Here is a 22320-nt window from a genome sequence, read left to right as displayed (position 1 = left end):
GTTACTTGCTCTCCTCGGTGCGGGCGCTGTCTGACCGGTCGGTGCCGATGGCCGGCTCGGAGCCGCCCAGCAGCAGGTAGAGCACCGCCATGCGGGTGCTGACGCCGTTGGCGACCTGCTCGACCGCGGTGCAGCGCGGCGAGTCGGCGACCTCGGCGGTGATCTCCATGCCCCGGTTCATCGGCCCGGGGTGCATGACGATGGCGTGCTCGGGCAGCGCCGCCATCCGCAGGCCGTCCAGGCCGTAGCGGCGGGCGTACTCGCGCTCGGTGGGGAAGTAGGCGGCGTTCATCCGCTCGCGCTGCACGCGCAGCATCATCACCGCGTCGGACTTCGCGAGCACCGCGTCGAGGTCGTAGGACACCTCGCACGGCCAGGTCTCGACGCCGATCGGCAGCAGCGTGGGCGGGGCCACCAGGGTGACCCTGGCGCCCAGCGTGGTCAGCAGCAGGACGTTGGAGCGGGCGACCCTGCTGTGCAGGATGTCGCCGACGACGGTGACCCGGCGGCCCTCCAGGCCGCGGCCGACGCCGGAGAGCCGGCGGCGCATGGTGAAGGCGTCGAGCAGCGCCTGGGTGGGGTGCTCGTGCGTACCGTCGCCGGCGTTGACGACCGAGGCGTTGATCCAGTCGGAGGTCGCCAGGCGGTGCGGGGCGCCGGAGGAGTGGTGCCGGATGACGACGGCGTCGGCGCCCATCGCCTCCAGGGTCAGCGCGGTGTCCTTGAGGGATTCGCCCTTGGACACCGAGGAGCCCTTGGCGGAGAAGTTGATCACGTCGGCCGACAGCCGCTTGGCGGCCGCCTCGAAGGAGATGCGGGTGCGCGTCGAGTCCTCGAAGAACAGGTTGACGACGGTACGGCCGCGCAGGGTCGGGAGTTTCTTGATCGGCCGGTCCGCGACGCGGGCCATCTCCTCCGCGGTGTCGAGGATCAGCAGGGCGTCGTCACGGGTGAGGTCGGCGGCCGAGATCAGGTGGCGCTTCATCGGGGTCTCCGGGGGTACGGGGGGCCTGGCGGGCGGCGAGCGGGCATGCGGACGCGCGGGACCCCTGGCCGGGGTCGTGGCGCGGCGGAGCTACTCGTCCGCGGCTGCGCCGGTGCGTGCGCCGGCGCCGGGCTCGCGCTGGCCGAGCAGGACGCTGTCGCGCCCGTCGTGCTCGGCGAGCAGGACCCTGACGGTCTCGCGCTGGGAGGTCGGGAGGTTCTTTCCGACGTAGTCGGCCCTGATCGGCAGCTCGCGGTGCCCGCGGTCGACCAGCACGGCGAGCTGCACCGCGCGGGGGCGGCCGATGTCGTTGAGGGCGTCCAGGGCGGCGCGGATGGTACGGCCGGAGAACAGGACGTCGTCCACCAGGACGACGAGCCGGCCGTCGATGCCGTCACCGGGGATGTCGGTGGTCGCCAGCGCCCTCGGCGGGTGCAGCCGCAGGTCGTCGCGGTACATGGTGGTGTCGAGCGAGCCGACGGCGGCCTCGCGGCCGGTGATCTCGGCGAGCTTGCCGGCGAGCCGGCGGGCCAGGAACACCCCTCGGGTGGGGACGCCCAGCAGCACCACGTCGTCGGCGCCCTTGGCGCGCTCGACGATCTCGTGGGCGATACGGGTCAGGACCCGGGCGATGTCGGGTGCTTCCAGCACCGGGCGGTCCTGCGGTCCTGCTGTCATGCGGTCGTCGACCATCGGTCGGGGACCTCCTTCCCCGCCTCACGGGACGGTGTTAAAGGACGTCGGGGGTACCGCTTCACGGTATCAGGTGGCACAGACCGCGCAGGTCAGGGACCGGTCGGACCCTTTCGGCTTGACGAGCACGGATTACGCTGCGTAACCTCACAGTGAGTCACCGAGTTTCCGTCCGGGGAGCCATATGTCCAGCGATTACGCCAAACAGCTCGGAGCCAAGCTCCGCGCCATCCGCACGCAGCAGGGCCTTTCTCTGCACGGTGTCGAGGAGAAGTCCCAGGGCCGCTGGAAGGCAGTGGTCGTGGGGTCGTACGAGCGCGGCGACCGTGCCGTGACCGTGCAGCGCCTCGCCGAGCTAGCCGACTTCTACGGCGTGCCCGTCCAGGAACTGCTGCCGGGCACGACTCCCGGCGGGGCCGCCGAGCCGCCGCCGAAGCTCGTGCTCGACCTCGAGCGCCTCTCCCAGGTCCCGCCGGAGAAGGCCGGGCCGCTGCAGCGCTACGCGGCCACGATCCAGAGCCAGCGCGGCGACTACAACGGGAAGGTGCTCTCGATCCGGCAGGACGACCTTCGCACGCTGGCCGTGATCTACGACCAGTCGCCCTCGGTCCTGACCGAGCAGCTCATCGGGTGGGGCGTCCTCGACGCCGACGCCAGGCGGGCCGTCCAGCACGAAGAGAACTAGCGCCCGGCTTTTCCCACAAGTTGCAGAAACGTCCCGCCGCCCGGGGCGGGCGGCCCCCTCGCGGGGGTCCCCGCTCCGGGCGCCGCTTTTTCCGGGGCGTCCCTGGCCGGCTGCCCGTCGGAAAGCCGTGCCGGCGGGCCGCCGCGCTCAGCCGGCGTACAGCCGGGAGACCACCTCGGGCAGCAGCCGCTCCGTCAGGGGCGCGGGCAGCGCCTGGAGTACGGCGAGGACCGGCGCCATCCGCTGCGGGAGGCTGCCGTCGGCGCCGACCCCGGCGACCTCCAGCGCGAGGGCGACCTCGGCCGGCCCGAGGGTGGCGGGGTCGAGGGCGGCGGCGATCCCGGCGATGCCCGGGTCCACGGTGGCCGGGCCGACAGCGCGGGCCCGGTCCGCCGCGGCGGCGAGTTCGGCCAGCAGGTCGGCGATACGGGCCGGGTCCGCGACGGCCGCGGTCACCGTCAGGTGCAGGTTCGGCGGCGAGCCGGCGTAGGCGGGCTGCGGCTGGAGGTACCAGCCGCGCAGCCGCATCTCGTCGGCGACCACGAAGGGGTCGAGCGCCGGGTCGTCGGCGGCGACCGCGACCAGCGAGGCGTCGGGGTCCCCGAGCACCCGGAGCCCGTCGATGCGCGCGATGCCCTCCACCAGCTGCCTGGTGGCCTCGTGCACCCGCCGGGCCAGCTCGACGTACCCGGCGGTGCCGACCTTGTGCAGCACCGCCCAGGCCGCGGCGAGCGGCCCGGCGGACTTGGTGCCCTGCAGGGTGGCGTTGACCACCGGGTAGCCCGGCCAGGAGGCGTGCGCGAACCAGCCGTGCCGGCGCAGTTCGGCGTCCCGGAAGAGCAGCACGGAGGCGCCCTTGGGGGTGTAGCCGTACTTGTGCAGGTCGACGGAGAGCGAGCTCACGCCGGGCACCGCCAGGTCGAAGGGCGGCGGCGGTGCGATGCCGCCGGCGAGCCTGCGGTGCCCGAGGTACCAGCCGCCGATGCAGGCGTCGACGTGGCACAGCACGCCCCGCTCGGCGGCGGCCGCGGCGACCTCCGCCACCGGGTCGATCACGCCGTGCGCGTACGAGGGCGCGGAGGCCACGACGAGGGCGGTGCGCGGGGTGAGGGCGGCGGCGACGTCCTGCGGCCGTACCCGGAAGGTGCCGGGGTCGACGGGGACGGTGACCGCGGTGAGGCCGAAGAGGGCGGCGGCCTTGTGGAAGGCGGCGTGCGCGGTCTGCGGCAGCACGATCTCGGGCGCCGCGACCCCGCGGGTCCTGGCGGCGTGCTCGCGGGCGGTCAGTACGGCCAGCAGGCAGCTCTCGGTGCCGCCGCTGGTGAAGGTCCCCGCGGTGGCGGGGCCGCCGCCGAGCAGCCGGGCGGCCTGCCCGACGATGTCGTTCTCCAGGGTGACGACGCTGGGGAAGGCGGTCATGTCCAGGCCGTTGACGCCTGCGAAGGCGGCCTGCGCGCGGGCGGCCAGCTCGTCGAGCCCGGCGAGCCCGGAGTCGTAGACGTACGCCATGGTGCGGCCGCCGCGCACCGGCAGGTCGGCGGCCCGCAGCCGGTCGAGCCGGGCCAGTATCGCCTCGTCGCCGCCGGGTCCCGCCACGTGGTCCATGCGGCAGGAATCTAGGCCAGGACCCGCGGCAGACACCAGGCCCGAAGCAGAATATTGTTCACCTTCTGCTGTCGGGCCTGGTCAAGGGAAGATGCGCGGGTCGTTACCGCGGCAGTGTCGGCTTCAGCTCCATCAGCTTGCCGAGCAGGCCGTTGACGAACGAGGGCGACTCGTCGGTGGAGAACTCCTTGGCGAGCTGCACCGCCTCGTCCAGCACGACCGCGTCCGGGACGTCGTCCTCCCAGATCAGCTCGTAGGCACCGAGCCGCAGCAGGTTGCGGTCCACCACCGGCATGCGGTCCAGCGTCCAGCCCACCGCGTGTGCGGACAGCAGGTCGTCGATCGGCGCGGCATGTGCCGTGTACCCCTCGACCAGCTGCATCGTGTACTCGGTGACCGGCGGCTGCCGGTCGTCGGTCCGGGCGAGCCGGATCCAGTCCGCCATGACGGTCACCGGGTCTGCACCCCGCTGATCCGCCTCGAAGAGGATCTGGAAGGCACGCTTGCGGGCCTTGTTCCGGGCAGCCACGGTTAGCTGTTCACCCGGCCGAGGTAGTCGCCCGTACGGGTGTCGACCTTCACCTTTTCACCGGTGGTGATGAACAGCGGGACGCCGATCTCGTAACCGGTCTCCAGCCGCGCCGGCTTGGAGCCGCCGGTGGAGCGGTCGCCCTGCACGCCGGGCTCGGTGTACTCGATGACCAGCTCGACGGAGGCGGGCAGCTCGATGTACAGCGGCGCGCCCTCGTACATCGCGACGACGGCCTCGAAGCCCTCGAGCAGGTAGTTGGCGGCGTCGCCGACGACCTCGGGGCTGACCGTGATCTGGTCGTAGGTCTCGGTGTCCATGAAGACGAAGTCGGTGCCGTCCTTGTAGGAGAACTGCATGCCGCGCTTGTCGACGTTGGCGGTCTCGACCTTCACACCCGCGTTGAAGGTCTTGTCGACGACCTTCCCGGAGAGCACGTGCTTCAGCTTGGTGCGCACGAAGGCGGGGCCCTTGCCGGGCTTGACGTGCTGGAACTCGACTACGGTCCAGAGCTGGCCGCTGTCGAGCTTGAGCACGAGGCCGTTCTTGAGGTCGTTCGTGGTGGCCACGGTTGCGGAATCTCCTGAAAGTGCTGCTTCGGGGACCGAGGAGACCCGCGCCCGTCACAGGGCGAGGAGTTCCTTGGTCGTGATGGTGAGTAGCTCGGGCCCGCCGTCCGCCAGGGGACGTACGACGAGTGTGTCGTCGATGCGGACACCGCCGCGGCCCGGAAGGTGGACCCCCGGTTCGACGGTGACCGGCACGCAAGCGTCCAGTTTACCCATGGCCGCAGGTGACAACTGAGGGTCCTCGTCGATTTCCAGGCCCACACCGTGCCCCGACCACTGCGCCACCCCGTCCCCGTGGCCCGCCGCGACCAGCGGCTGGCGGGTCGCCCGATCGACGTCCCGGCAGGCCACACCGGGTGCCAGGGCCTCGCGGCCGGCCCGCTGGGCGTGGAAGACGAGGTCGTACAGATCGATCTGCCAGCCGGCCGGAGCCGTACCGATCACGAAGGTCCTGCCCACCTCGCAGCGGTAGCCGCGGTAGCAGGCGCCGAGGCGGACCGTGAGGAAGTCGCCCTCCTCGACCCGCCGGTCGGTCGGGACGTGCCGGGCGGTCCCGGAGTGCGGGCCGGTGCCCACGGAGGTGGGGAAGGCGGCGCTGTCGGCGCCGTGGTCGACCAGCCGCCGCTCCAGCTCCAGCGCCAGGTGCCGCTCGGTGCGGCCGACCAGAATCGACTCCAGCAGCTCGCCGAGCGCCTGGTCGGCGATCTCCGCGGCTATCCGCAGGGCGGCGATCTCGTGCTCGTCCTTGACCAGCCGCAGCTGCTCGACGGCTCCGCCGAGGTCGGACAGCGGCAGGGCGTCGGCCACCGAGCCGATGGCGCGGTGGCGCGCCACGGTGAGGTGGTGCTCCTCGACGGCGAGGGAGTCCGCGTGACGCTCCCGGGCCATCGTCGCCGCGGCCACGGCCGCGTCGCCGTCCGGGGACGCGAGCACCGTCGAGCGCAGGTCGTCCGGGTCGGCCTCGCCCTGGTCGTCCGGCGGTGGCCGCAGATGCACCAGGGTGTCCTCCGGACCCGGCCCGACGAGCAGCGCCGATCCGGGCGGCGCACATCCGGCCAGATACCGTACGTTCGCCGGCCGCGTCACCAGCGCGGCACCCAGCCCTGCCGCCGCGCACCGCTCGCGCAGCCGGTCCCTGCGGGTCGCATGCACCTCGGCCATGCCGTGAGCTTATGGCGCCCACCCTCCCTTCGCCCCTTTTCGGCGCCCGAAGGAGGCCGACCCCCGGCCGTCGTGCAGGAGGCCGACCCCCGGCCGTGGTGCGGCCGAAGGACCGCGGGCTACCAGACCGGGGGGCCCTGGATGCTGCGGGCCACGACCCGGTCGAGGGCCGCGGCGGCCGCGGTGACGTCGAGCTGGGAGTTGTCGATGATGGGGAGGCCGGAGCCGTACCAGCCGGCCATGCGCCCGTGGATACGGGCGACCTCCTCGTCGGAGAGCCGCCGGTTGCCGGTGCGCTCGGCATTGCGGGTCAGGACGATGTCCAGGCCCGGCAGCAGGACCACCGGGAGCAGGCCGGGGCCGACGTGGCGCTTCCAGCCGCCGAGGCCGACGGCGGGGCGGTCGGGGAAGACGGCGTCGTCGATGATGCAGGACACGCCGTTGGCCAGGAAGCTGCGGGCGGCGAAGCCGCAGGTGCGGCGGGCGAGGCGGTACTGCGCCTCGGAGTGCTCGTTCCACCCGGCCTGCGGATCGGCGAAGCCGGCCCTCACCCACTCGCGTACGTCGTCGAGGCTGATGTGCGCGGTCGGGGCGCCGCGGTTGTCCGCCCAGTGCCGGGCGATCGTCGTCTTGCCAGCGCCCGCCGCGCCGATCAGCAGGACGGCCACCGGGCCGTGCGCGCCGCCGGACAGCGAGCCGTTGCCCTCCGGGGCGGGCATCTGCACGGGGGCCGCCGCGGGCAGCGGGAAGTGCCCGGTGAGGCTGACGACGGGCGGCGTCGGCCCCCCGCCGGGCTGCGGCGCCCCCACAGCGTGCTGCATGTCGGCCGACTCCCTCTCGTGCGGGGTGCGCTGCCGCGCGGGTTGACATGGAACGGTACCGTCCCCGTGCGTCCTTTGGTGAACGCCCGGGGATCCTCCCAGGTGCCCCTGCCCTCCGCGCGGCAGGGTCCGCCCTCCCCGGACCCGGCGGTTCCGCGGTTCCCCCTCTGGGCAGGGGATGCCCCCTCAGGGGCGCCGGGGAACTGCGCGGGCAACCACCCACCGGGCGGTGGGCCGGGGCGGACCGAACAGCCCCTTCGAGACGGTGACGCCCCGCGCCCCGGCGGGGGCTTGTCGCGCAGTTCCCCGCGCCCCTGGGGGGCACCCCCCCGGGGCGTTGGCTAGGGAGCGGTGGGGGTGGCCAGGGACTGGAGGGCCAGGCGGTAGGAGGCCAGGCCGAAGCCTGCGATCGTGCCGGAGGCCACCGCCGCGATGACTGAGGTGTGGCGGAAGGCCTCGCGGGCGTAGGGGTTGGAGATGTGGACCTCGATGAGCGGCGCCGTGCGCTGGGCCGCGGCGTCGCGCAGGCCGTAGGAGTAGTGGGTGAAGGCACCCGGGTTGAGGACGACGGGGATGCGCCCGTCGGCCGCCTCGTGGAGCCAGCCGATCAGTTCGGCCTCGTCGTTGGTCTCCCGGACCTCGACGTCGAAGCCGAGGTCGGCGCCGACCTTGCGGCACTCGTCGACGAGGCCGGCGTAGGACGTGGAGCCGTAGACGTCGGGCTCCCGGGAGCCGAGGCGGCCGAGGTTGGGGCCGTTGAGCACCAGGACCGGGCGGGTCACGCGGACACCTCCCCGTAGGCGGCGAGCAGGATCGCCGGGTCGGGGCCCTCCAGGACCCTGGGCTTGCCGAGGCCGTCGAGGACGATGAAGCGCAGCAGGTCGCCGCGGGACTTCTTGTCGACCCGCATGGTCTCCAGCAGCCGGGGCCACTGGTCGCCGCGGTAGGTCAGCGGCAGGCCGACCGCGCCGAGGACGGCGCGGTGGCGGTCGGCGGTGGCGTCGTCGAGGCGGCCGGCGAGCCGGCCCAGCTCCGCGGCGAAGACCATGCCGACGGAGACGGCGGCGCCGTGCCGCCAGTTGTAGCGCTCGTTCTTCTCGATGGCGTGCGCCAGCGTGTGGCCGTAGTTGAGGATCTCGCGGAGCCCGGACTCCTTGAGGTCGCTGGAGACGACCTCGGCCTTGACGCGGATCGCGCGTTCGATCAGCTCGGCGGTGTGCGCGTACCGCGGGCTGCGGGCGGCCTGCGGGTCAGCCTCGATGAGGTCGAGGATCGCCGGGTCGGCGATGAAGCCGGCCTTGATGATCTCGGCGAGGCCGCTGACGTAGTCGTGCTCGCCGAGCGAGTCGAGTGCGGCCAGGTCGCAGAGCACTCCGGCGGGCGGGTGGAAGGCGCCGACCAGGTTCTTGCCCTCGGCGGTGTTGATGCCGGTCTTGCCGCCGACGGCCGCGTCGACCATGCCGAGCACGGTGGTGGGGACGGCGATCCAGCGCACTCCGCGCAGCCAGGTCGCGGCGACGAAGCCGGCCAGGTCGGTGGTCGCGCCGCCGCCGACGCCGACGACGGTGTCGGTGCGGGTGAAGCCGCTCTGGCCGAGGGCCTTCCAGCAGTAGGCGGCGACCTCGGCGGTCTTGGCCTCCTCGGCGTTGGGCAGCTGGATGGCGATGGCCTCGTAGCCCTGCTCCGCGAGGTCCTCGCGGACCGCCTCGCCGGTGCCGGCCAGCGCCTCGGGGTGCAGTACGGCCACCCGCCCCTTCCCCGCGGCGGAGGGGCCCCCGGCCGCGGGGCCGATCAACCCGGGCAGCTCGCCGAGCAGTTGGTGGCCGATCAGTACGTCGTAGCCCTCGGTGCCCGCGCTGCCCGCGACGGAGATGCGGACGGGGGGCGCGGTCTGGGGACTGTTCTCGCTCATGCGTCCTTCAGCTGGAGTGCGTCGAGGACGGCTTCGGCCACGTCCTCGGGGGTGCCCTCGTCGGTGGCGACGACGGCCCTGGCGACCTCGGTGTAGAGGGGGCGGCGCTTTTCCATCAGGTCGCGCCAGCTCTGCCGCGGGTTGACCGCGAGCAGCGGGCGGGGGGCGTCGAGGCCGACCCGGCGGACGGCCGCGTGCAGGCCGACGTCGAGGAAGACCACCGGCAGCCCGCGCAGCAGCGCCCGGGTGGCCTCGTCCATGATCGCGCCGCCGCCGAGCGAGAGGACCCCGTCGTGCCCGGCGAGCGCGTCGCGTACGGCGGCGCGCTCCAGCTCGCGGAAGTGCGGTTCGCCCTGGTCGATGAAGATGTCGGGGATGGGCTTGCCCGCGGTCGCCTCGATGTCGGCGTCGGTGTCGCGGTAGGCGACGCCGAGCCGGTCGGCGACGAGACGGCCGACGGTGGTCTTGCCCGCTCCGGGCGGGCCGACCAGGACGACCGCCGGGGGGCCCGCGGGGGCGGTCACCGGACGACCAGGTGGTCGAGGTAGCCGCGGACGCTGCGCCGGGTCTGCGCGACGGAGTCGCCGCCGAACTTCTCGGCGACCGCGTCGGCGAGCACCAGGGCGACCATGGCCTCGGCGACGATGCCGGCGGCGGGCACCGCGCAGACGTCGGAGCGCTGGTGGTGGGCCTGGGCGGCCTCGCCGGTGGCGGTGTCGATGGTGGCCAGCGCGCGCGGGACGGTCGCGATGGGCTTCATCGCGGCGCGCACCCTGAGCAGTTCGCCGGTGCTCATGCCGCCCTCGGTGCCGCCGGAGCGGCCGGAGGCGCGGCGGACGCCGTCGGGCCCCGGCAGGATCTCGTCGTGCGCCTGGGAGCCGGGGACGCGGGCGAGGCCGAAGCCGTCGCCGACCTCGACGCCCTTGATCGCCTGGATGCCCATCAGGGCGCCGGCGAGCCGGGAGTCGAGCCTGCGGTCCCAGTGGACGTGCGAGCCGAGGCCGACGGGCACGCCGTAGGCGAGGACCTCGACGACACCGCCGAGGGTGTCGCCGTCCTTGTGGGCCTGGTCGATCTCGGCGACCATCGCCTCGCTGGCGTCCGGGTCGAGGCAGCGCACCGGGTCGGCGTCGAGCCTGGCCTCGTCGCCGGGCACCGGCAGGACGCCGTAGGGGGCCTTGGCGCCGGCCAGTTCCACCACGTGCGAGACGATCTCGATGCCCGCGGTCTCCCTGAGGTAGGAGCGGGCGACCGCGCCGAGCGCGACCCTCGCCGCGGTCTCGCGGGCGCTGGCGCGCTCCAGCACCGGACGGGCCTCGTCCAGGTCGTACTTCTGCATGCCGGCCAGGTCGGCGTGGCCGGGGCGGGGCCGGGTCAGCGGCGCGTTGCGGGCCAGGCCGGCGAGGATCTCGGGGTCCACCGGGTCGGCGGCCATCACCTGCTCCCACTTGGGCCACTCGGTGTTGCCGACCATGACCGCCACCGGGCTGCCCATGGTCAGGCCGTGCCGCACCCCGCCGAGGAAGGTGACCTCGTCGCGCTCGAACTTCATCCGCGCGCCGCGACCGTAGCCGAGCCTGCGCCGGGCGAGCGCGTCGGCCACCAGCTCGGTGGTCACGGGCACCCCGGAGGGCAGCCCCTCCAGCGTCGCGACGAGTGCGGGTCCGTGCGACTCCCCCGCGGTCAGCCAGCGCAACCTGCTCAACGGTGCTCCCTCGAAAACGCCCTGCCGTCTGCCGCTTCGATCCTCCCACGTTTGCCCCGCCCGCCAGGACCGGCGTCCATGGTGCGGGACGCGGCCCGGGCGGGGGGCGTCAGTGCCCGCCGAGGGCCGCCTCACCGGCCGCGCGCATCGCCGCCAGCGGTACGCCGCCGCGGCCGGTGTGCTGTTCGACCTGGAGTACGGCCTGGTGGACCAGCAGGTCGAGGCCGCTGACGACCGGGGCGGCGCGGTCCGTCCAGGCGGTGGCCAGCGGGGTCGGCCAGGGGTGGTAGAGCACGTCGAAGAGGGTGCCGGGGTGGTCGGGGACGGCCGTGGCAAGGTGGTCGGCGGCGCCGGCCGGGGTGGTCGCGACGACCAGCGGCTCGTCCAGCGCCTTCGCCGCGTCGGCCCAGTCGGCGGTGCGTACGGTGACGCCGAGGCGGGTCCCCCACTCCCGCATCTCGGCGGCGCGGGCCGGGCCGCGCACGTACGCCGTCACCTCGCCGGTGCAGATGCGGGCGAGTGCGGCCAGGGCGGAGGAAGCGGTGGCGCCCGCGCCCAGGATCGCGGCGGAGGCCACCGTGGTGACGCCGCGTTCGCGCAGGGCGGCCAGCATGCCGGGGATGTCGGTGTTGTCGCCGCTGCGGCGCCCGTCAGGGCCGAGGACGACGGTGTTGACGGCTTCCACCGAGGCGGCGGTGTCGCTGACGCCGTCCAGCAGCGGGATCACCGCGCGCTTCAGCGGCATGGTCAGAGACAGGCCTGCCCACTCGGCCGGGTCGAGGCCGTCGAGGAAGCGGGGCAGGGCCTCCTCGTCGACCTCGAAGCGGTCGTAGCGCCAGTCCGCCAAGCCCATCGCGGCGTACGCGGCCCGGTGCAGGACCGGGGACAGCGAGTGGGCGATGGGCGAGCCGAGCACGGCGGCCCGGCGGACCGCGGTCACCCGCCGTGCTTCTTCTGGTAGTCGTTGAAGTCCTGCACGTTCTTCTGGTGCGTCGAATAGCTGGCGGTGAAGCGGGTGTCACCGGGCTTGACCGTCACGAAGTACAGCCAGTTGCCGCTCGTCGGGTTGAGGGCGGCCTCGATGGCGTCGTGGCCGGGGCTGTCGATCGGGCCGGGCGGCAGCCCGTTGTGGTCGTACGTGTTGTACGGCGACTTGTAGGAGATGTCCTTGTTGCTGGTGTTGAGGGTCGACCGGCCCATGGCGTAGTTGATGGTCGAGTCGAACTGGAGCTTCATGTCCTGGTCGAGCCGGTTGTAGATGACCCGGGAGACCTTGCCGAAGTCCTCCGGCTCCTGCGCCTCGGCCTGGATGAGGCTGGCGATCTCAATGATCTCCAGCGGCGTCTTGCCCACCTTCGAGGCCGCGGTCTCGATGCCGTCCGCGGTGTATTCCGCCTTGGCCTGGTTGACCATCGACTTGACGACGTCAACCGGCTTCATCCCCTTCCCGGCGCCATATTTGGCGGGGAAGAGGAAGCCCTCCAGGTTGCCCTTCGCCCACGCGGGCAGGCCGAGGTCGACGCCCTTGACCTGGGCGGCGGTGGTGCCCGTCTTCAGGCCGAGCTTGGTGTCGATCGCGGCGTATATCCGGGTCGCCCGCCACCCCTCGGGGATGATCATGGCGTTCTGCGACTTGGGGTCGAGCATCATCGTGACGGCTGCCGCGGCGGACATGTTCTTGTTGAGCTGGTAGTAGCCGGCCTGGATGGTCTGGCCCTTGGGGTTCTTGCGGGCCGCCGCCGTGAAGGCGTCGACGCTCTTGACCACGCCGGCCTTCTTGAGCACGTTGCCGATCGTGGTCAGGGTCGCGCCCTTGGGGACCTCGACCTGGACCGAGCCGGTGCCGTTGCCCGAGTAGTCGGGGGCCGGGCCGAAGTGGCTCTGGTAGACGCCGTAGCCGTAGTAGACGCCGCCGGCCAGGCCGCCGCCGAGCACCACCAGGACCGTCAGGCAGGCGCAGCCGCTGCGGCGCTTCTTGCCGCCCTTGGGCTGGCTCCTGCCGGCCCGCCGGCCGCCGGCCTCGTTGCCGGTCGGGGTGTCGTCGTGGTCGTCGGGATCGTCGCGGTCGGCGAAGAAGGCGTGCTCGCGCGGGTCGGAGTCCTCCTCCGGATTCCACTCGCCGGTATTGCCGGGGGCGGTACGCAGCGGCCTGGCGCCCGGCTCCTGCGGGCGGCCGCCGGGTCCCGGCTGCTGCAGCCGCGCCTGCCCCGGCTGTCCGGCCTGCGGCCCCTGCGGCTGCTGCGGTTGCTGGGGGTGCTGCGGCGGCTGCATGCCGGGGCCCGGCTGCTGGGGGTGCTGCGGCGGCTGCATGCCGGGGCCCGGCTGGTACTGCTGCTGGGGTTGCTGCTGGTAGCCGCCGCCCTGGCCGTAGTAGTCGGGCTGCGGGCCGCCGTAGGGGTCCTGGGCGGGGTAGCCGCCGGTGGCGTGCGAACCGCTGTCGTACGTCCCGTGCGAACCGGTGTCGTAGCCGTAGCCGCCCTGCTGCGGATACTGCTGCTGCGGCTGCTGGTGCGGGTGCTGGCCCGTGTCGTACTGCTGCGGCTGCTGCATCGGGTACTGCTGCTGATGCTGCGGGTATCCCTGCTGCGGGTATTCCTGCTGGGGGTATTCCTGCTGGGGGTATTCCTGCTGGGGGTAATCCTGCTGCGGCTGCTGGGGGTACTGCCCGCCGCCCTGCTGCGGGTACTGCTGGTGCTGCTGATGCTGACCTGTGGCGTACGGGTCCTGCCACTCGCCGTCCTGGGGCGGCGGCTGCTGCTGGGGGTAGCCCTGGCCCCGGTCGTAGGCATCGCCGAACAGCGGGTCGTCCGGGTGCCACGGTTCGGAGCCGGAGCCCCGGCCATAGTCAGTCATCGGTCCCCTTGGTACGCGGTCGGCATCGGGTCTGCCGACCTTGCGAAACGGGCGGCGCCAGAAGGCGCCGCCGTGTCGCGCGGAACGTTACCGTATCGCGATCAGATAAAGGATTGGACGCTCTCTCCCGGCGCTCTGCCCGACACCCGCTCGGTTTCCAGCGCACTCTGCAGAATGATGACGGCCGCGGCCTGGTCGACCACGGAGCGTCCCTTCTTCGCCTTCACACCGGAGGCCCGCAGGCCCTGGGTGGCCGTCACGGTGGTCATCCGCTCGTCCACCAGGCGCACCGGCACCGGATCGATGATTTTCGCCACACCTCGCGCGAAGGTCCGCACCTTGGCCGCGGCCGGGCCTTCGGTGCCGTTGAGTGACCGCGGCAGACCGACGACGACCTCGATCGGCTCGTACTCGGTGACGATCTCGGCGAGCCTGCGCAGGGCCGCGGGCACGTCGCGGCCGGGCACCGTCTCCACCGGGGTGGCGAGGATGCCGTCGGGGTCGCAGGAGGCGACCCCGATCCTGGCGTCCCCGACGTCGACGCCGAGCCGGCGGCCGCGCCGCATGGCGGGCCTGCCGGGCTCGGTGCCGTCGCCGTCCGCCGTGTCGCCCACCGTCAGGCCTTCTCGCCGACGAGCCGCTGCACGGCCTCGACGGCGTCCTGGACGGCGGCCGGGTTCTGCCCGCCGCCCTGGGCGACGTCGTCCTTGCCGCCACCGCCGCCGCCGAGTGCCTTGGCGGCGGTGCGGACCACCTCGCCGGCCTTGATGCCGCGGTCGCGGGCGGCCTCGTTGGTGGCGACCACCGTCAGCGGGCGGCCGCCCGCGACGGTGAACAGCGCCACGACGGCCGGCCGGCCGCCGGTGATGCGCTGCCGTACGTCGAGCACCAGCCGGCGCAGGTCGTCGGCGCCGGTGCCGTCCGGCACCGAACCGGTGACCAGGGCGACGCCCTTGACGTCCTGTGCGGTCTCGGCGAGCCCCGCGGCGGCCTGCAGCACCTTCTCGGCGCGGAAGCGCTCGATCTCCTTCTCGGCGTCCTTGAGCTTGGCGAGCATGCCGGAGATCTTGTCCGGCAGCTCCTCGGGGCGGCCCTTGACCAGTTCGGTCAGCTGGGCGACGACGGTGTGCTCGCGGGCCAGGAAGTTGTACGCGTCCACGCCGACCAGGGCCTCGACCCGGCGCACGCCGGAGCCGATCGAGGACTCGCCGAGCAGCTTGACCAGGCCGAGCTGGGCGGTGTTGCCCACATGGGTGCCGCCGCACAGCTCCTTGGAGAAGTCGCCGATGGTGACGACCCGGACGTGCTCTCCGTACTTCTCGCCGAACTCGGCGATGGCGCCCTGCCGTTTGGCCTCGGCGATGGGCAGCACCTCGGCGGTGACGTCCAGCTCGCGGGCCAGCACCTCGTTGATCTTCTGCTCGACGTCGGTCAGCACGCCGCCGGGGACGGCGGTCGGCGAGCCGAAGTCGAAGCGGAAGCGGCCGGGGGAATTCTCCGACCCGGCCTGGGCGGCGGTGGGTCCGAGGGCGTCGCGCAGCGCCTGGTGGGTGAGGTGGGTGGCGCTGTGGGCGCGGGCGATGGCGCGGCGGCGCACCAGGTCGATCTGGGCCAGGGCGGCGGCGCCCACGGTGACCTCGCCGACCTGGACGACGCCCTTGTGCACGCTGACGCCGGGTACCGGCTGCTGGACGTCCCTGACCTCGACGACGGCGCCGCCCTCGACCCGGATGCGGCCGGTGTCCGCGAGCTGGCCGCCGCCCTCGGCGTAGAAGGGGGTGCGGTCGAGGACGACCTCGACCTCGTCGCCCTCGGTGGCGGCCGGGGAGGGCAGGCCGTCGACCAGCAGGCCGACGACGGTGGCCTCGCTGTGGTCGTGGGTGTAGCCGGTGAATTCGGTGCCGCCCGAGCGGTCGGCGACCTCGCGGTAGGCGGACAGGTCGGCGTGGCCGGTCTTCTTGGCGCGGGCGTCGGCCTTGGCGCGGTCGCGCTGCTCCTTCATCAGCCGCCGGAAGCCGTCCTCGTCCACGGACAGGCCCTGCTCGGAGGCCATCTCCAGGGTGAGGTCGATCGGGAAGCCCCACGTGTCGTGCAGCAGGAAGGCCTGGTCGCCGGACAGCACGGTGCCGCCGGCCTGCTTGGTCTCGGTGACGGCGGTGTCGAGGATGTTGGTGCCGGCCCTGAGCGTCTTGAGGAAGGCGGCCTCCTCGGCGAGCGCGACGGTCTCGATCCGCTTGCGGTCGGTGAGCAGCTCCGGATACTGCTCGCCCATCGTGGTGAGGACCACGTCGATCAGCTCGGCGGCGACCGGGTCGTGGGCGCCGAGCAGCCGCATGTTGCGGATGGCGCGGCGCATGATGCGGCGCAGCACGTAGCCGCGGCCCTCGTTGCCGGGGGTGACGCCGTCGCCGATCAGCATCATCGAGGTGCGCATGTGGTCGGCGACGACCCGCAGGGCCACGTCGGTGTCGTGCCCCTGCCCGTAGCGGACGCCGGTCAGCTCGGTGGCCTTGTCGATCACCACGCGCAGGGTGTCGGTCTCGTACATGTTCCGCACGCCCTGCAGGATCATCGCGAGGCGTTCCAGGCCGAGGCCGGTGTCGATGTTCTTGGCGGGCAGCTCGCCGAGGATCGGGAAGTCGTCCTTGCCCTCACCCGGGCCGCGCTCGTACTGCATGAAGACCAGGTTCCAGATCTCCACGTAGCGCTCGTCGTTGACGGCGGGGCCGCCCTCGACGCCGAAGTCCGGGCCGCGGTCGTAGTTGATCTCCGAGCAGGGGCCGCAGGGTCCCGGCACGCCCATGGACCAGAAGTTGGGGCCCATGCCGAGCCGCTGGATGCGCTCGGCGGGCACGCCGATCTCGTCGCGCCAGATCCGCTCGGCCTCGTCGTCCTGCTCGTAGACGGTGATCCAGAGCTTCTCCGGCTCCAGGCCGAAACCGCCCTTGTCCTGGGGCGTGGTGAGCAGCTCCCAGGCGTAGCGGATGGCACCTTCCTTGAAGTAGTCGCCGAAGGAGAAGTTGCCGCACATCTGGAAGAACGTGCCGTGCCTGGTGGTCTTGCCGACCTCTTCGATGTCCGGGGTGCGCACGCACTTCTGGACGCTGGTGGCCCGTTTGAAGGGCGGCTTGACCTCGCCGAGGAAGTACGGCTTGAAGGGGACCATGCCCGCCGGGACCAGCAGCAGCGTCGGGTCGTCGGCGATGAGGGACGCCGACGGCACAACGGTGTGCCCGCGCTCCTCGAAGAAGCGCAGCCAGCGGCGGCGGATTTCTGCCGACTCCATCAGTGATCGTCCTTCCGGTCGTACGCGTCGTACGCAATGCCCCGGCGCGGTGCCGGGAGGTCGGTGTCCAGTTCCCGCGGTGCGGGGCGGCGGGTGTCGTCCGCGCCGGTCAGCCCGAGGGCGTCCTGCAGTTCCCCCTCGCGCTGCGCCATGCCCGCCCTGACGTCGTGGGCGAACGTGCGCAGCCGGGCGCCGGTCTCCAGCGCGCGGTCGGCCGCGGTCGCGGCCAGGCTCTCCGGGCTGAGCCGGCGCAGCGCGCGGTTGACCTTGGTGGTGGCCCACACTCCGGTGGCGGCACCGGTCAGGAACCAGAACAGACGGCGGAACATGGGGCCTCAGTCCTTCGAGCGGTTGCGGCGGCGGGCGCGTCGGGCGGCGGGCAGCACCTTGCCGGCGCCGCCGGCCTGCAGTCCGACCGCGCGCCGCACCCCGTAGCCGAAGGCCGCGACCTTCACCAGGGGGCCGCCGAAGGTGCTGGCGACGGTGGAGGACAGCGCGGAGGCGTTCGCGGTCACCTCGGCGACGTCCGCGGTGATGGTGTCCACCCGGTCGAGCTGGGTGTGCGCGGAGCGCAGCGCGTCCGAGGCCTCGCCGAGCAGCGGTACGGCCTGCTCGGTGATGCCGGCGACCAGCTCCGTGGTACGCCGCAGCGTCCCGGCCAGGCGCGCGAGCACGACGGCGAGGAACGATACGAGGATCGCCCAGAACACCGCGACGACGAGGCCGGCCACGCCGGCCACTTCTCCACCGGACACCTTGCCGCGCTCCCTCTCGTCACCAGGTCGGTTGGCTCCCGAGCCTATCGCGCCGCGAGGTTCGGCCCGTACCGCATTCCCGGCGGAGCCCAGGCCGTCCCCGCGTGGGCGCCCGGGACGCGCCGCGGCCGGTGGCGCCCGCTGCCGCGCGGGGTGGCGGGGCCCGACGCGCGCTGTACGTAGCGTTGGCGGTCAAGTACGCTCCGTGCACCATGGAGACTGCGGGTAACCTCCCGTCCGAGCTGACCGGCTTTGTCGGCAGGGCGTCGGAAGTCGATCGGTTGAGGGCGTTGGTGGCCGGATCGCGACTGGTGACGGTCACGGGGGCGGGCGGGGTCGGGAAGTCGAGGGTGGCGCTGCGTGCCGCCCGGCTGGTGCAGGACCGTTTCCGCGACGGCGTCTGGCTCGCCGAGCTGATCGGTCTGCGCGGCGCGGACCTGGTGGACCACACCCTCGCCGAGGCGCTGCGGCTGCCCGACCACACCAGCAGGGCGCCGCGGAAGGCGCTGGCCGAGCACCTCGCCGACCGCGAACTGCTGCTGGTGCTCGACGGGTTCGACCGGCTGGCCGAGCCGTGCGCGGAGCTGGTCGCCGATCTGCTGCGGCGGGCGCCGGGACTGCGGGTGCTCGCGGTGGGGCGGCGGCCGCTGGGGATCACCGGCGAGCAGCTGCTGCCGCTCCAGCCGCTGCCCGTCGGCTCGGACGCGGTGCGGCTGTTCGCCGAGCGGGCGTCCGCGGTGCTGCCGGATTTCGCCGTGACGGCACACAACTCCGCCGCGGTGGCCGAGTTGTGTGCCCGGCTCGACGGGCTGCCGCTGGCGCTGGAGCTGGCCGCGGTGCGGTTGCGCGCGCTGTCGGTGGAGCAGGTGCTCGAACGCCTCGACGACCGTTTCCGGCTGCTGACCGGCGGCGACCCGAGCGCGCCGGCGCGGCACCGGGCGCTGCGTACCGCGATCGGCTGGAGCCACGAGCTGTGCGGCCCGGCCGAGCGGCTGCTGTGGGCGCGGCTGTCGGTCTTCGCGGGCTATTTCGACCTGGAGGCGGTGGAGTACGTGTGCGCGGGCGGCGGCATCGCCGAGGACGAGGTCGTGGAGGCCGTCGCCGCGCTGGTCGACCAGTCGGTGCTGAGCCGGCAGGAGGGCGCCGGCGGCGGCCCCGCCCGCTACCGGATGCTGGACAGCGTCCGCGAGTACGGCGCCGGGTGGCTGGCCGCGCTGGGCGACGAGGCCAGGGTGCGGCGCCGGCACCGGGACTGGTATCTGGGACTGGCCACCTGGTGCGAGCTGGACTGGTTCAGCCCGCGGCAGGCGGAGGTCGCGGAACGGGTCGCGGCGGACCTGCCGAATCTGCGGCTGGCGCTGGAGTTCAGCCTGGACGGTGTCGCGGGCGAGCCGTCGGAGGACCCGGCGGTGGGCCAGTACCTGGCGGGCACCCTGTGGTTCTGCTGGGTGGGCTGCGGGCGGCTCGCGGAAGGCAGGCACTGGCTGGGCCGGGCGCTGGAGCTGCCGGCGGAGCGGTCGGAGGCCCGCGCGAAGGTGATGTGGGTGTACGGCTACGTGGCGCTGCTCCAGGGCGATTCGGCGGCGGCGCTGGCAGTGCTCCAGGAGTGCCGCGACGAGGCGCGGGCGGCGGGCAACGCGGTGGCGGAGGCGTACGCGCTGCACCGGCTCGGCTGCCTGGCGCTGGTCTCCGACGACATGCCGCGCGCGGAGCGGTTCATCGACGACGCGCTGCTGCGTTACCGCTCGATCGGCGAGCTGAACAGCAACGTGCTGATGGCGCAGGTCGAGCTTGCGATGTCGGTGGCCTTCCAGGGCGATGTGGAGCAGGCGGTGCGGCTGGCCGAGGAGGTCAGGGACATCTGCCGGGACCACGGCGAGCGCTGGACGCTGGCGTACGCGCTGTACGTGCTGGGCTACGCCGCCTGGCTGGGCGGCGAGCCGGAGCGGGCCAGGCGGCTGGCCGAGGAGGCGCTGGCCATCGACCACGCCTTCGACGACCTGGTGGGCGCGGTGCTGGCGCTGGAGCTGCTGGCGCTGATCACCGAGGGCGAGGGGGCGCCGCACGAGGCGGCGGTGCTGCAGGGCGCGGCCGGCCGGCTGTGGGAGTCGGTGGGCCTGCGGCTGTTCGGCTCGCGGTACTTCAACGCTCCGCACGCGGTGTGCGAGCAGCGGGTGCGGGCGGCGCTGGGCGAGGCGGCCTACGCGGCGGCGCTGGGCGAGGGGGGCAGGCTGGGCCTGGACGCGGCGGCGCACCGGGCGCTGAACCGGCCGCGCGGCGCGGGGCGCGGCGAGCAGCACGGCGCGGTGCGGGCGCCGGTACCGCGCGAGCCCGCCGCCTCTCCTGAGGCGGCGGGCTGAGGGTGCTGCGGGGTGCGGCGGTCAGCGGGCGTAGTACTCCACGACCAGCTGCTCGTCGCAGATCACCGGGATCTCCTTGCGGTTGGGGTCGCGGTCCAGCCGGAACGCCAGCGCCTGGAGGTTGATCTGCAGGTAGCGCGGGGCCTCGCCGTCGCCGGCCCAGCCGCCCTCGCGGGCGACGAGGAAGGGGGTCTTCTCGCGGGACCGCTCGCGGACCTGGACGACGTCGTCGGGACGGACCCGGTAGGAGGGCTTGTCGACCTTGCGGCCGTTGACCTCGATGTGGCCGTGCACGACCATCTGCCGGGACTGGTAGATGGTGCGGGCCAGCCCGGAGCGCAGCACGAGGGCGTCGAGGCGGCGCTCCAGCTCGATGATCAGCGCCTCGCCCGTACGCAGCCCGGAGGCCTTCTTGGCCCGGTCGTAGGCGCGCTGCATCTGCCGCTCGCTGATGTCGTACTGCGCACGCAGCCGCTGCTTCTCCAGCAGGCGGGTCTTGTAGTCGCTGTTCTGCTTGCGACCACGGCCGTGCTCACCCGGCGGGTACGGGCGGGCCTCGAAGTACTTGACCGCCTTCGGGGTGAGCGCGATGCCCAGCGCCCTGGACTTCTTGACCTTGGGACGCGACTGATTCACGTGCGTCGAACCTCCGTGTAAATTAGGTAAGGCTTACCTTAACTGAGGAGTGCGCATGATTCGACCCGGGAACCCCGTACCCGACGTGTCCGGCCCGCACGAGCAGGCGGAACGGTCGCCGCACGGTCAGCCGCGTCCCGAAGTGGAGGATGCGCCCCGGCAGCCCACGGCCGCGGAGCGCGCACGCACTCTGGTCGAGGGTAACTCGTCCCCCGCGCTGGTCATTCCCGGTCTGGCCCCCGCGCCCACCACCCCGCTGGTGCCGCTGCGGCACTCGGTGGGGCCCGCCGGAGACGTCTTCCTGCTGTTCCCGCGCGAGTCGCCCGCCGTCCGCGCGGTGCGCGCGGCCGCCGACGACGAGGCGGCGGCTGTGCTGGAGATCACTGACGTGGCCCCGGTCGCGGTGCCGTACCGCATCCGCGGCCGGGCATGGGTCGCCGGCTGGCTGACCGCGGTGCCGGGCGGGTCGTTCGAGACGGGCGCGGAGCTGCTGCGCCTGGAGGTCGGCGACATCTCGCTCGACGACCTGTGGGGCGCGGCCCAGGTGGACCCCGACGAGTTCGCCGACGCCGCCGCCGATCCGCTCGCGGCGCACGAGGCCGAGGCCCTGCAGCACCTGGCGGCCGCGCACGCCGGCGAGGTCGGCTCGCTGTGCTCGCTGGTGTCCGGCGCGGGCCGCTGCACGACGGGCGCGGTGCCGGTGGCGCTGGACCGCTTCGGCCTGCGGGTGCGCTTCCGCGCCGAGGGCGGCGGCTTCGACGCGCGCTTCGACTTCCCCGAGCCCGTGGACGGGCTGCCGGGCGCGCAGCGGGCGCTGCGCGAGCTGTTCGCGGCGGCGCGCGCGGACTGACCGCCGGCCGTACGGGGTCGGGGTCGGGGCCGCTATTCGCCCCGGCCCGCGAGACGCTCGCGCACCCACTCCAGGACGTCGGCGTAGCGCCCCTCGGCTCCGTAGCGCGTCGGCTCGTAGTAGCGGCGGCCGGCCAGCTCCTGCGGGAGATACTGCTGGGCCGCGACCGCGCCCGGCACGTCGTGCGGGTAGACGTAGCCCTGCGCGTGGCCGAGCTTGGCCGCGCCCTTGTAGTGCCCGTCGCGCAGGTGCGCCGGCACCGGCCCCGCCTTGCCGGCCTTGACGTCGGCGAGCGCGGCGCCGATCGCGGTGGTGGCGGCGTTGGACTTCGGGGCCAGCGCCAGCGCGATGGTGGCGTGCGAGAGGATCAGCGACGCCTCGGGGAAGCCGATCATCGCCACCGCCTGCGCGGCGGCGACCGCGGTCGGCAGGGCCGTGGAGTCGGCCAGGCCGATGTCCTCGCTGGCCGAGATCATCAGCCGGCGGGCGATGAAGCGGGGGTCCTCGCCGGCCTCGATCATCCGGGCCAGGTAGTGCAGCGCCGCGTCCACGTCGGAGCCGCGGATGGACTTGATCAGGGCGCTCGCCACGTCGTAGTGCTGGTCGCCGTCCCGGTCGTAGTTGACCGCGGCCCGGTCGACGGCCTCCTCCAGGGTGGCCAGCGTGACGGTGCCCTCGCCCTTGGCCAGCGCCGAGCCCGCGCCGGCCTCCAGCGCGGTCAGCGCGCGGCGGGCGTCGCCGCCGGCGATCCGCAGCAGGTGCTCCTCGGCGTCCCCGGGCAGGCTCACCGCTCCCGCCAGGCCCCGCTCGTCACCCAGGGCGCGGCGCAGCACCCCGCGCACGTCGTCGTCGGTGAGGGGTTCGAGGGTCAGCAGCAGGGAGCGGGACAGCAGCGGGGAGATCACCGAGAAGTAC

At 73.4% G+C, this 22320-nt stretch carries 22 protein-coding genes; 3 read left to right on the top strand and 19 right to left on the bottom strand.

The window, feature by feature from the left end; translation table 11 throughout:
• Position 1 precedes the first annotated feature (1 nt).
• Both BUE44_RS33365 and pyrR read right to left on the bottom strand, forming a co-directional pair.
• The gene (locus tag BUE44_RS33365; RefSeq protein ID WP_073502772.1) at positions 2-985 is read right to left on the bottom strand and encodes an aspartate carbamoyltransferase catalytic subunit; all 984 of its coding nucleotides are present in this window, start codon (positions 983-985) and stop codon (positions 2-4) included.
• Between the two features lie 90 nt (positions 986-1075).
• Positions 1076-1663, bottom strand: coding sequence for a bifunctional pyr operon transcriptional regulator/uracil phosphoribosyltransferase PyrR (gene pyrR / locus BUE44_RS33360; RefSeq protein ID WP_073502798.1), 588 nt, complete (start codon positions 1661-1663; stop codon positions 1076-1078).
• Between the two features lie 199 nt (positions 1664-1862).
• Between pyrR and bldD the strand changes: the two genes are divergently transcribed.
• Positions 1863-2363, top strand: coding sequence for a transcriptional regulator BldD (bldD, locus tag BUE44_RS33355; RefSeq protein WP_073502771.1), 501 nt, complete (start codon positions 1863-1865; stop codon positions 2361-2363).
• Positions 2364-2510: 147 nt separating this feature from the next.
• Here bldD and BUE44_RS33350 read toward each other — a convergent pair whose 3' ends face one another.
• From BUE44_RS33350 to BUE44_RS33280, 15 genes are all read right to left on the bottom strand, one after another.
• A complete protein-coding gene (locus tag BUE44_RS33350; protein ID WP_073502770.1) occupies positions 2511-3968 on the bottom strand; it encodes a pyridoxal phosphate-dependent decarboxylase family protein in 1458 nt (485 codons plus the stop codon).
• A 103-nt stretch (positions 3969-4071) separates the two neighbouring features.
• Entirely contained in the window at positions 4072-4497 is a 426-nt protein-coding gene (nusB, locus tag BUE44_RS33345; protein ID WP_073502769.1) for a transcription antitermination factor NusB, read from the bottom strand.
• 2 nt (positions 4498-4499) lie between these two features.
• A complete protein-coding gene (gene efp, locus BUE44_RS33340; RefSeq protein WP_073502768.1) occupies positions 4500-5066 on the bottom strand; it encodes an elongation factor P in 567 nt (188 codons plus the stop codon).
• Positions 5067-5120: 54 nt separating this feature from the next.
• On the bottom strand, positions 5121-6227 hold the full coding sequence (locus BUE44_RS33335) for a M24 family metallopeptidase (RefSeq protein WP_073502767.1): 1107 nt from the start codon (positions 6225-6227) through the stop codon (positions 5121-5123).
• Positions 6228-6346: 119 nt separating this feature from the next.
• On the bottom strand, positions 6347-7048 hold the full coding sequence (locus BUE44_RS33330; protein WP_073502766.1) for an AAA family ATPase: 702 nt from the start codon (positions 7046-7048) through the stop codon (positions 6347-6349).
• 341 nt (positions 7049-7389) lie between these two features.
• Positions 7390-7830, bottom strand: coding sequence for a type II 3-dehydroquinate dehydratase (locus tag BUE44_RS33325; protein ID WP_073502765.1), 441 nt, complete (start codon positions 7828-7830; stop codon positions 7390-7392).
• Positions 7827-8960, bottom strand: coding sequence for a 3-dehydroquinate synthase (aroB, locus tag BUE44_RS33320; RefSeq protein WP_073502764.1), 1134 nt, complete (start codon positions 8958-8960; stop codon positions 7827-7829). The genes BUE44_RS33325 and aroB overlap by 4 nt, the downstream gene beginning before the upstream one ends.
• Entirely contained in the window at positions 8957-9484 is a 528-nt protein-coding gene (locus BUE44_RS33315) for a shikimate kinase (RefSeq protein WP_073502763.1), read from the bottom strand. The genes aroB and BUE44_RS33315 overlap by 4 nt, the downstream gene beginning before the upstream one ends.
• Entirely contained in the window at positions 9481-10665 is a 1185-nt protein-coding gene (gene aroC, locus BUE44_RS33310) for a chorismate synthase (protein ID WP_073502762.1), read from the bottom strand. The genes BUE44_RS33315 and aroC overlap by 4 nt, the downstream gene beginning before the upstream one ends.
• A 109-nt stretch (positions 10666-10774) precedes the next feature.
• The gene (locus BUE44_RS33305) at positions 10775-11605 is read right to left on the bottom strand and encodes a shikimate dehydrogenase (protein ID WP_073502761.1); all 831 of its coding nucleotides are present in this window, start codon (positions 11603-11605) and stop codon (positions 10775-10777) included.
• Positions 11602-13518 carry an endolytic transglycosylase MltG gene (mltG, locus tag BUE44_RS33300; protein WP_073502760.1) on the bottom strand — a complete coding sequence of 639 codons (1917 nt, stop codon included), beginning with the start codon at positions 13516-13518 and terminating at the stop codon, positions 11602-11604. Before mltG ends, BUE44_RS33305 begins: the two co-directional genes overlap by 4 nt.
• A 101-nt stretch (positions 13519-13619) precedes the next feature.
• A complete protein-coding gene (gene ruvX / locus BUE44_RS33295; RefSeq protein WP_073502797.1) occupies positions 13620-14084 on the bottom strand; it encodes a Holliday junction resolvase RuvX in 465 nt (154 codons plus the stop codon).
• Positions 14085-14134: 50 nt separating this feature from the next.
• Positions 14135-16804: an alanine--tRNA ligase gene (gene alaS, locus BUE44_RS33290; RefSeq protein ID WP_073502759.1), complete on the bottom strand. Its 2670-nt coding sequence runs from the start codon at positions 16802-16804 to the stop codon at positions 14135-14137.
• Positions 16804-17133, bottom strand: a complete 330-nt coding sequence (locus BUE44_RS33285) for a DUF6167 family protein (protein ID WP_073502758.1) — start codon at positions 17131-17133, stop codon at positions 16804-16806. Before BUE44_RS33285 ends, alaS begins: the two co-directional genes overlap by 1 nt.
• 6 nt (positions 17134-17139) lie before the next feature.
• Positions 17140-17559 carry a DUF948 domain-containing protein gene (locus BUE44_RS33280; RefSeq protein WP_073502757.1) on the bottom strand — a complete coding sequence of 140 codons (420 nt, stop codon included), beginning with the start codon at positions 17557-17559 and terminating at the stop codon, positions 17140-17142.
• Positions 17560-17771: 212 nt separating this feature from the next.
• On the opposite strand from BUE44_RS33280, the gene BUE44_RS33275 reads away from it, so the two are divergent.
• Positions 17772-19919 (top strand): ATP-binding protein, encoded by a 2148-nt coding sequence (locus BUE44_RS33275; RefSeq protein ID WP_073502796.1) that lies wholly within the window; start codon positions 17772-17774, stop codon positions 19917-19919.
• 21 nt (positions 19920-19940) lie between these two features.
• On the opposite strand, the gene rpsD is transcribed toward BUE44_RS33275, so the two are convergent.
• Positions 19941-20555, bottom strand: coding sequence for a 30S ribosomal protein S4 (gene rpsD, locus BUE44_RS33270; RefSeq protein WP_073502756.1), 615 nt, complete (start codon positions 20553-20555; stop codon positions 19941-19943).
• A 55-nt stretch (positions 20556-20610) separates the two neighbouring features.
• Between rpsD and BUE44_RS33265 the strand changes: the two genes are divergently transcribed.
• Complete coding sequence (locus BUE44_RS33265; RefSeq protein ID WP_235002715.1) at positions 20611-21405, top strand: DUF2470 domain-containing protein; 795 nt, start codon at positions 20611-20613, stop codon at positions 21403-21405.
• 32 nt (positions 21406-21437) lie between these two features.
• Here the strand turns inward: BUE44_RS33265 and BUE44_RS33260 are convergent.
• A partial coding sequence (locus BUE44_RS33260) for an AAA family ATPase (RefSeq protein WP_456049219.1) occupies positions 21438-22320 on the bottom strand: 883 nt, incomplete at its 5' end.

Source organism: Actinacidiphila paucisporea (assembly GCF_900142575.1).
GTDB lineage: Bacteria > Actinomycetota > Actinomycetes > Streptomycetales > Streptomycetaceae > Actinacidiphila > Actinacidiphila paucisporea.
Note: the sequence above shows the minus strand (reverse complement) of the source record. Positions and strands in the feature narration are given on the sequence as shown.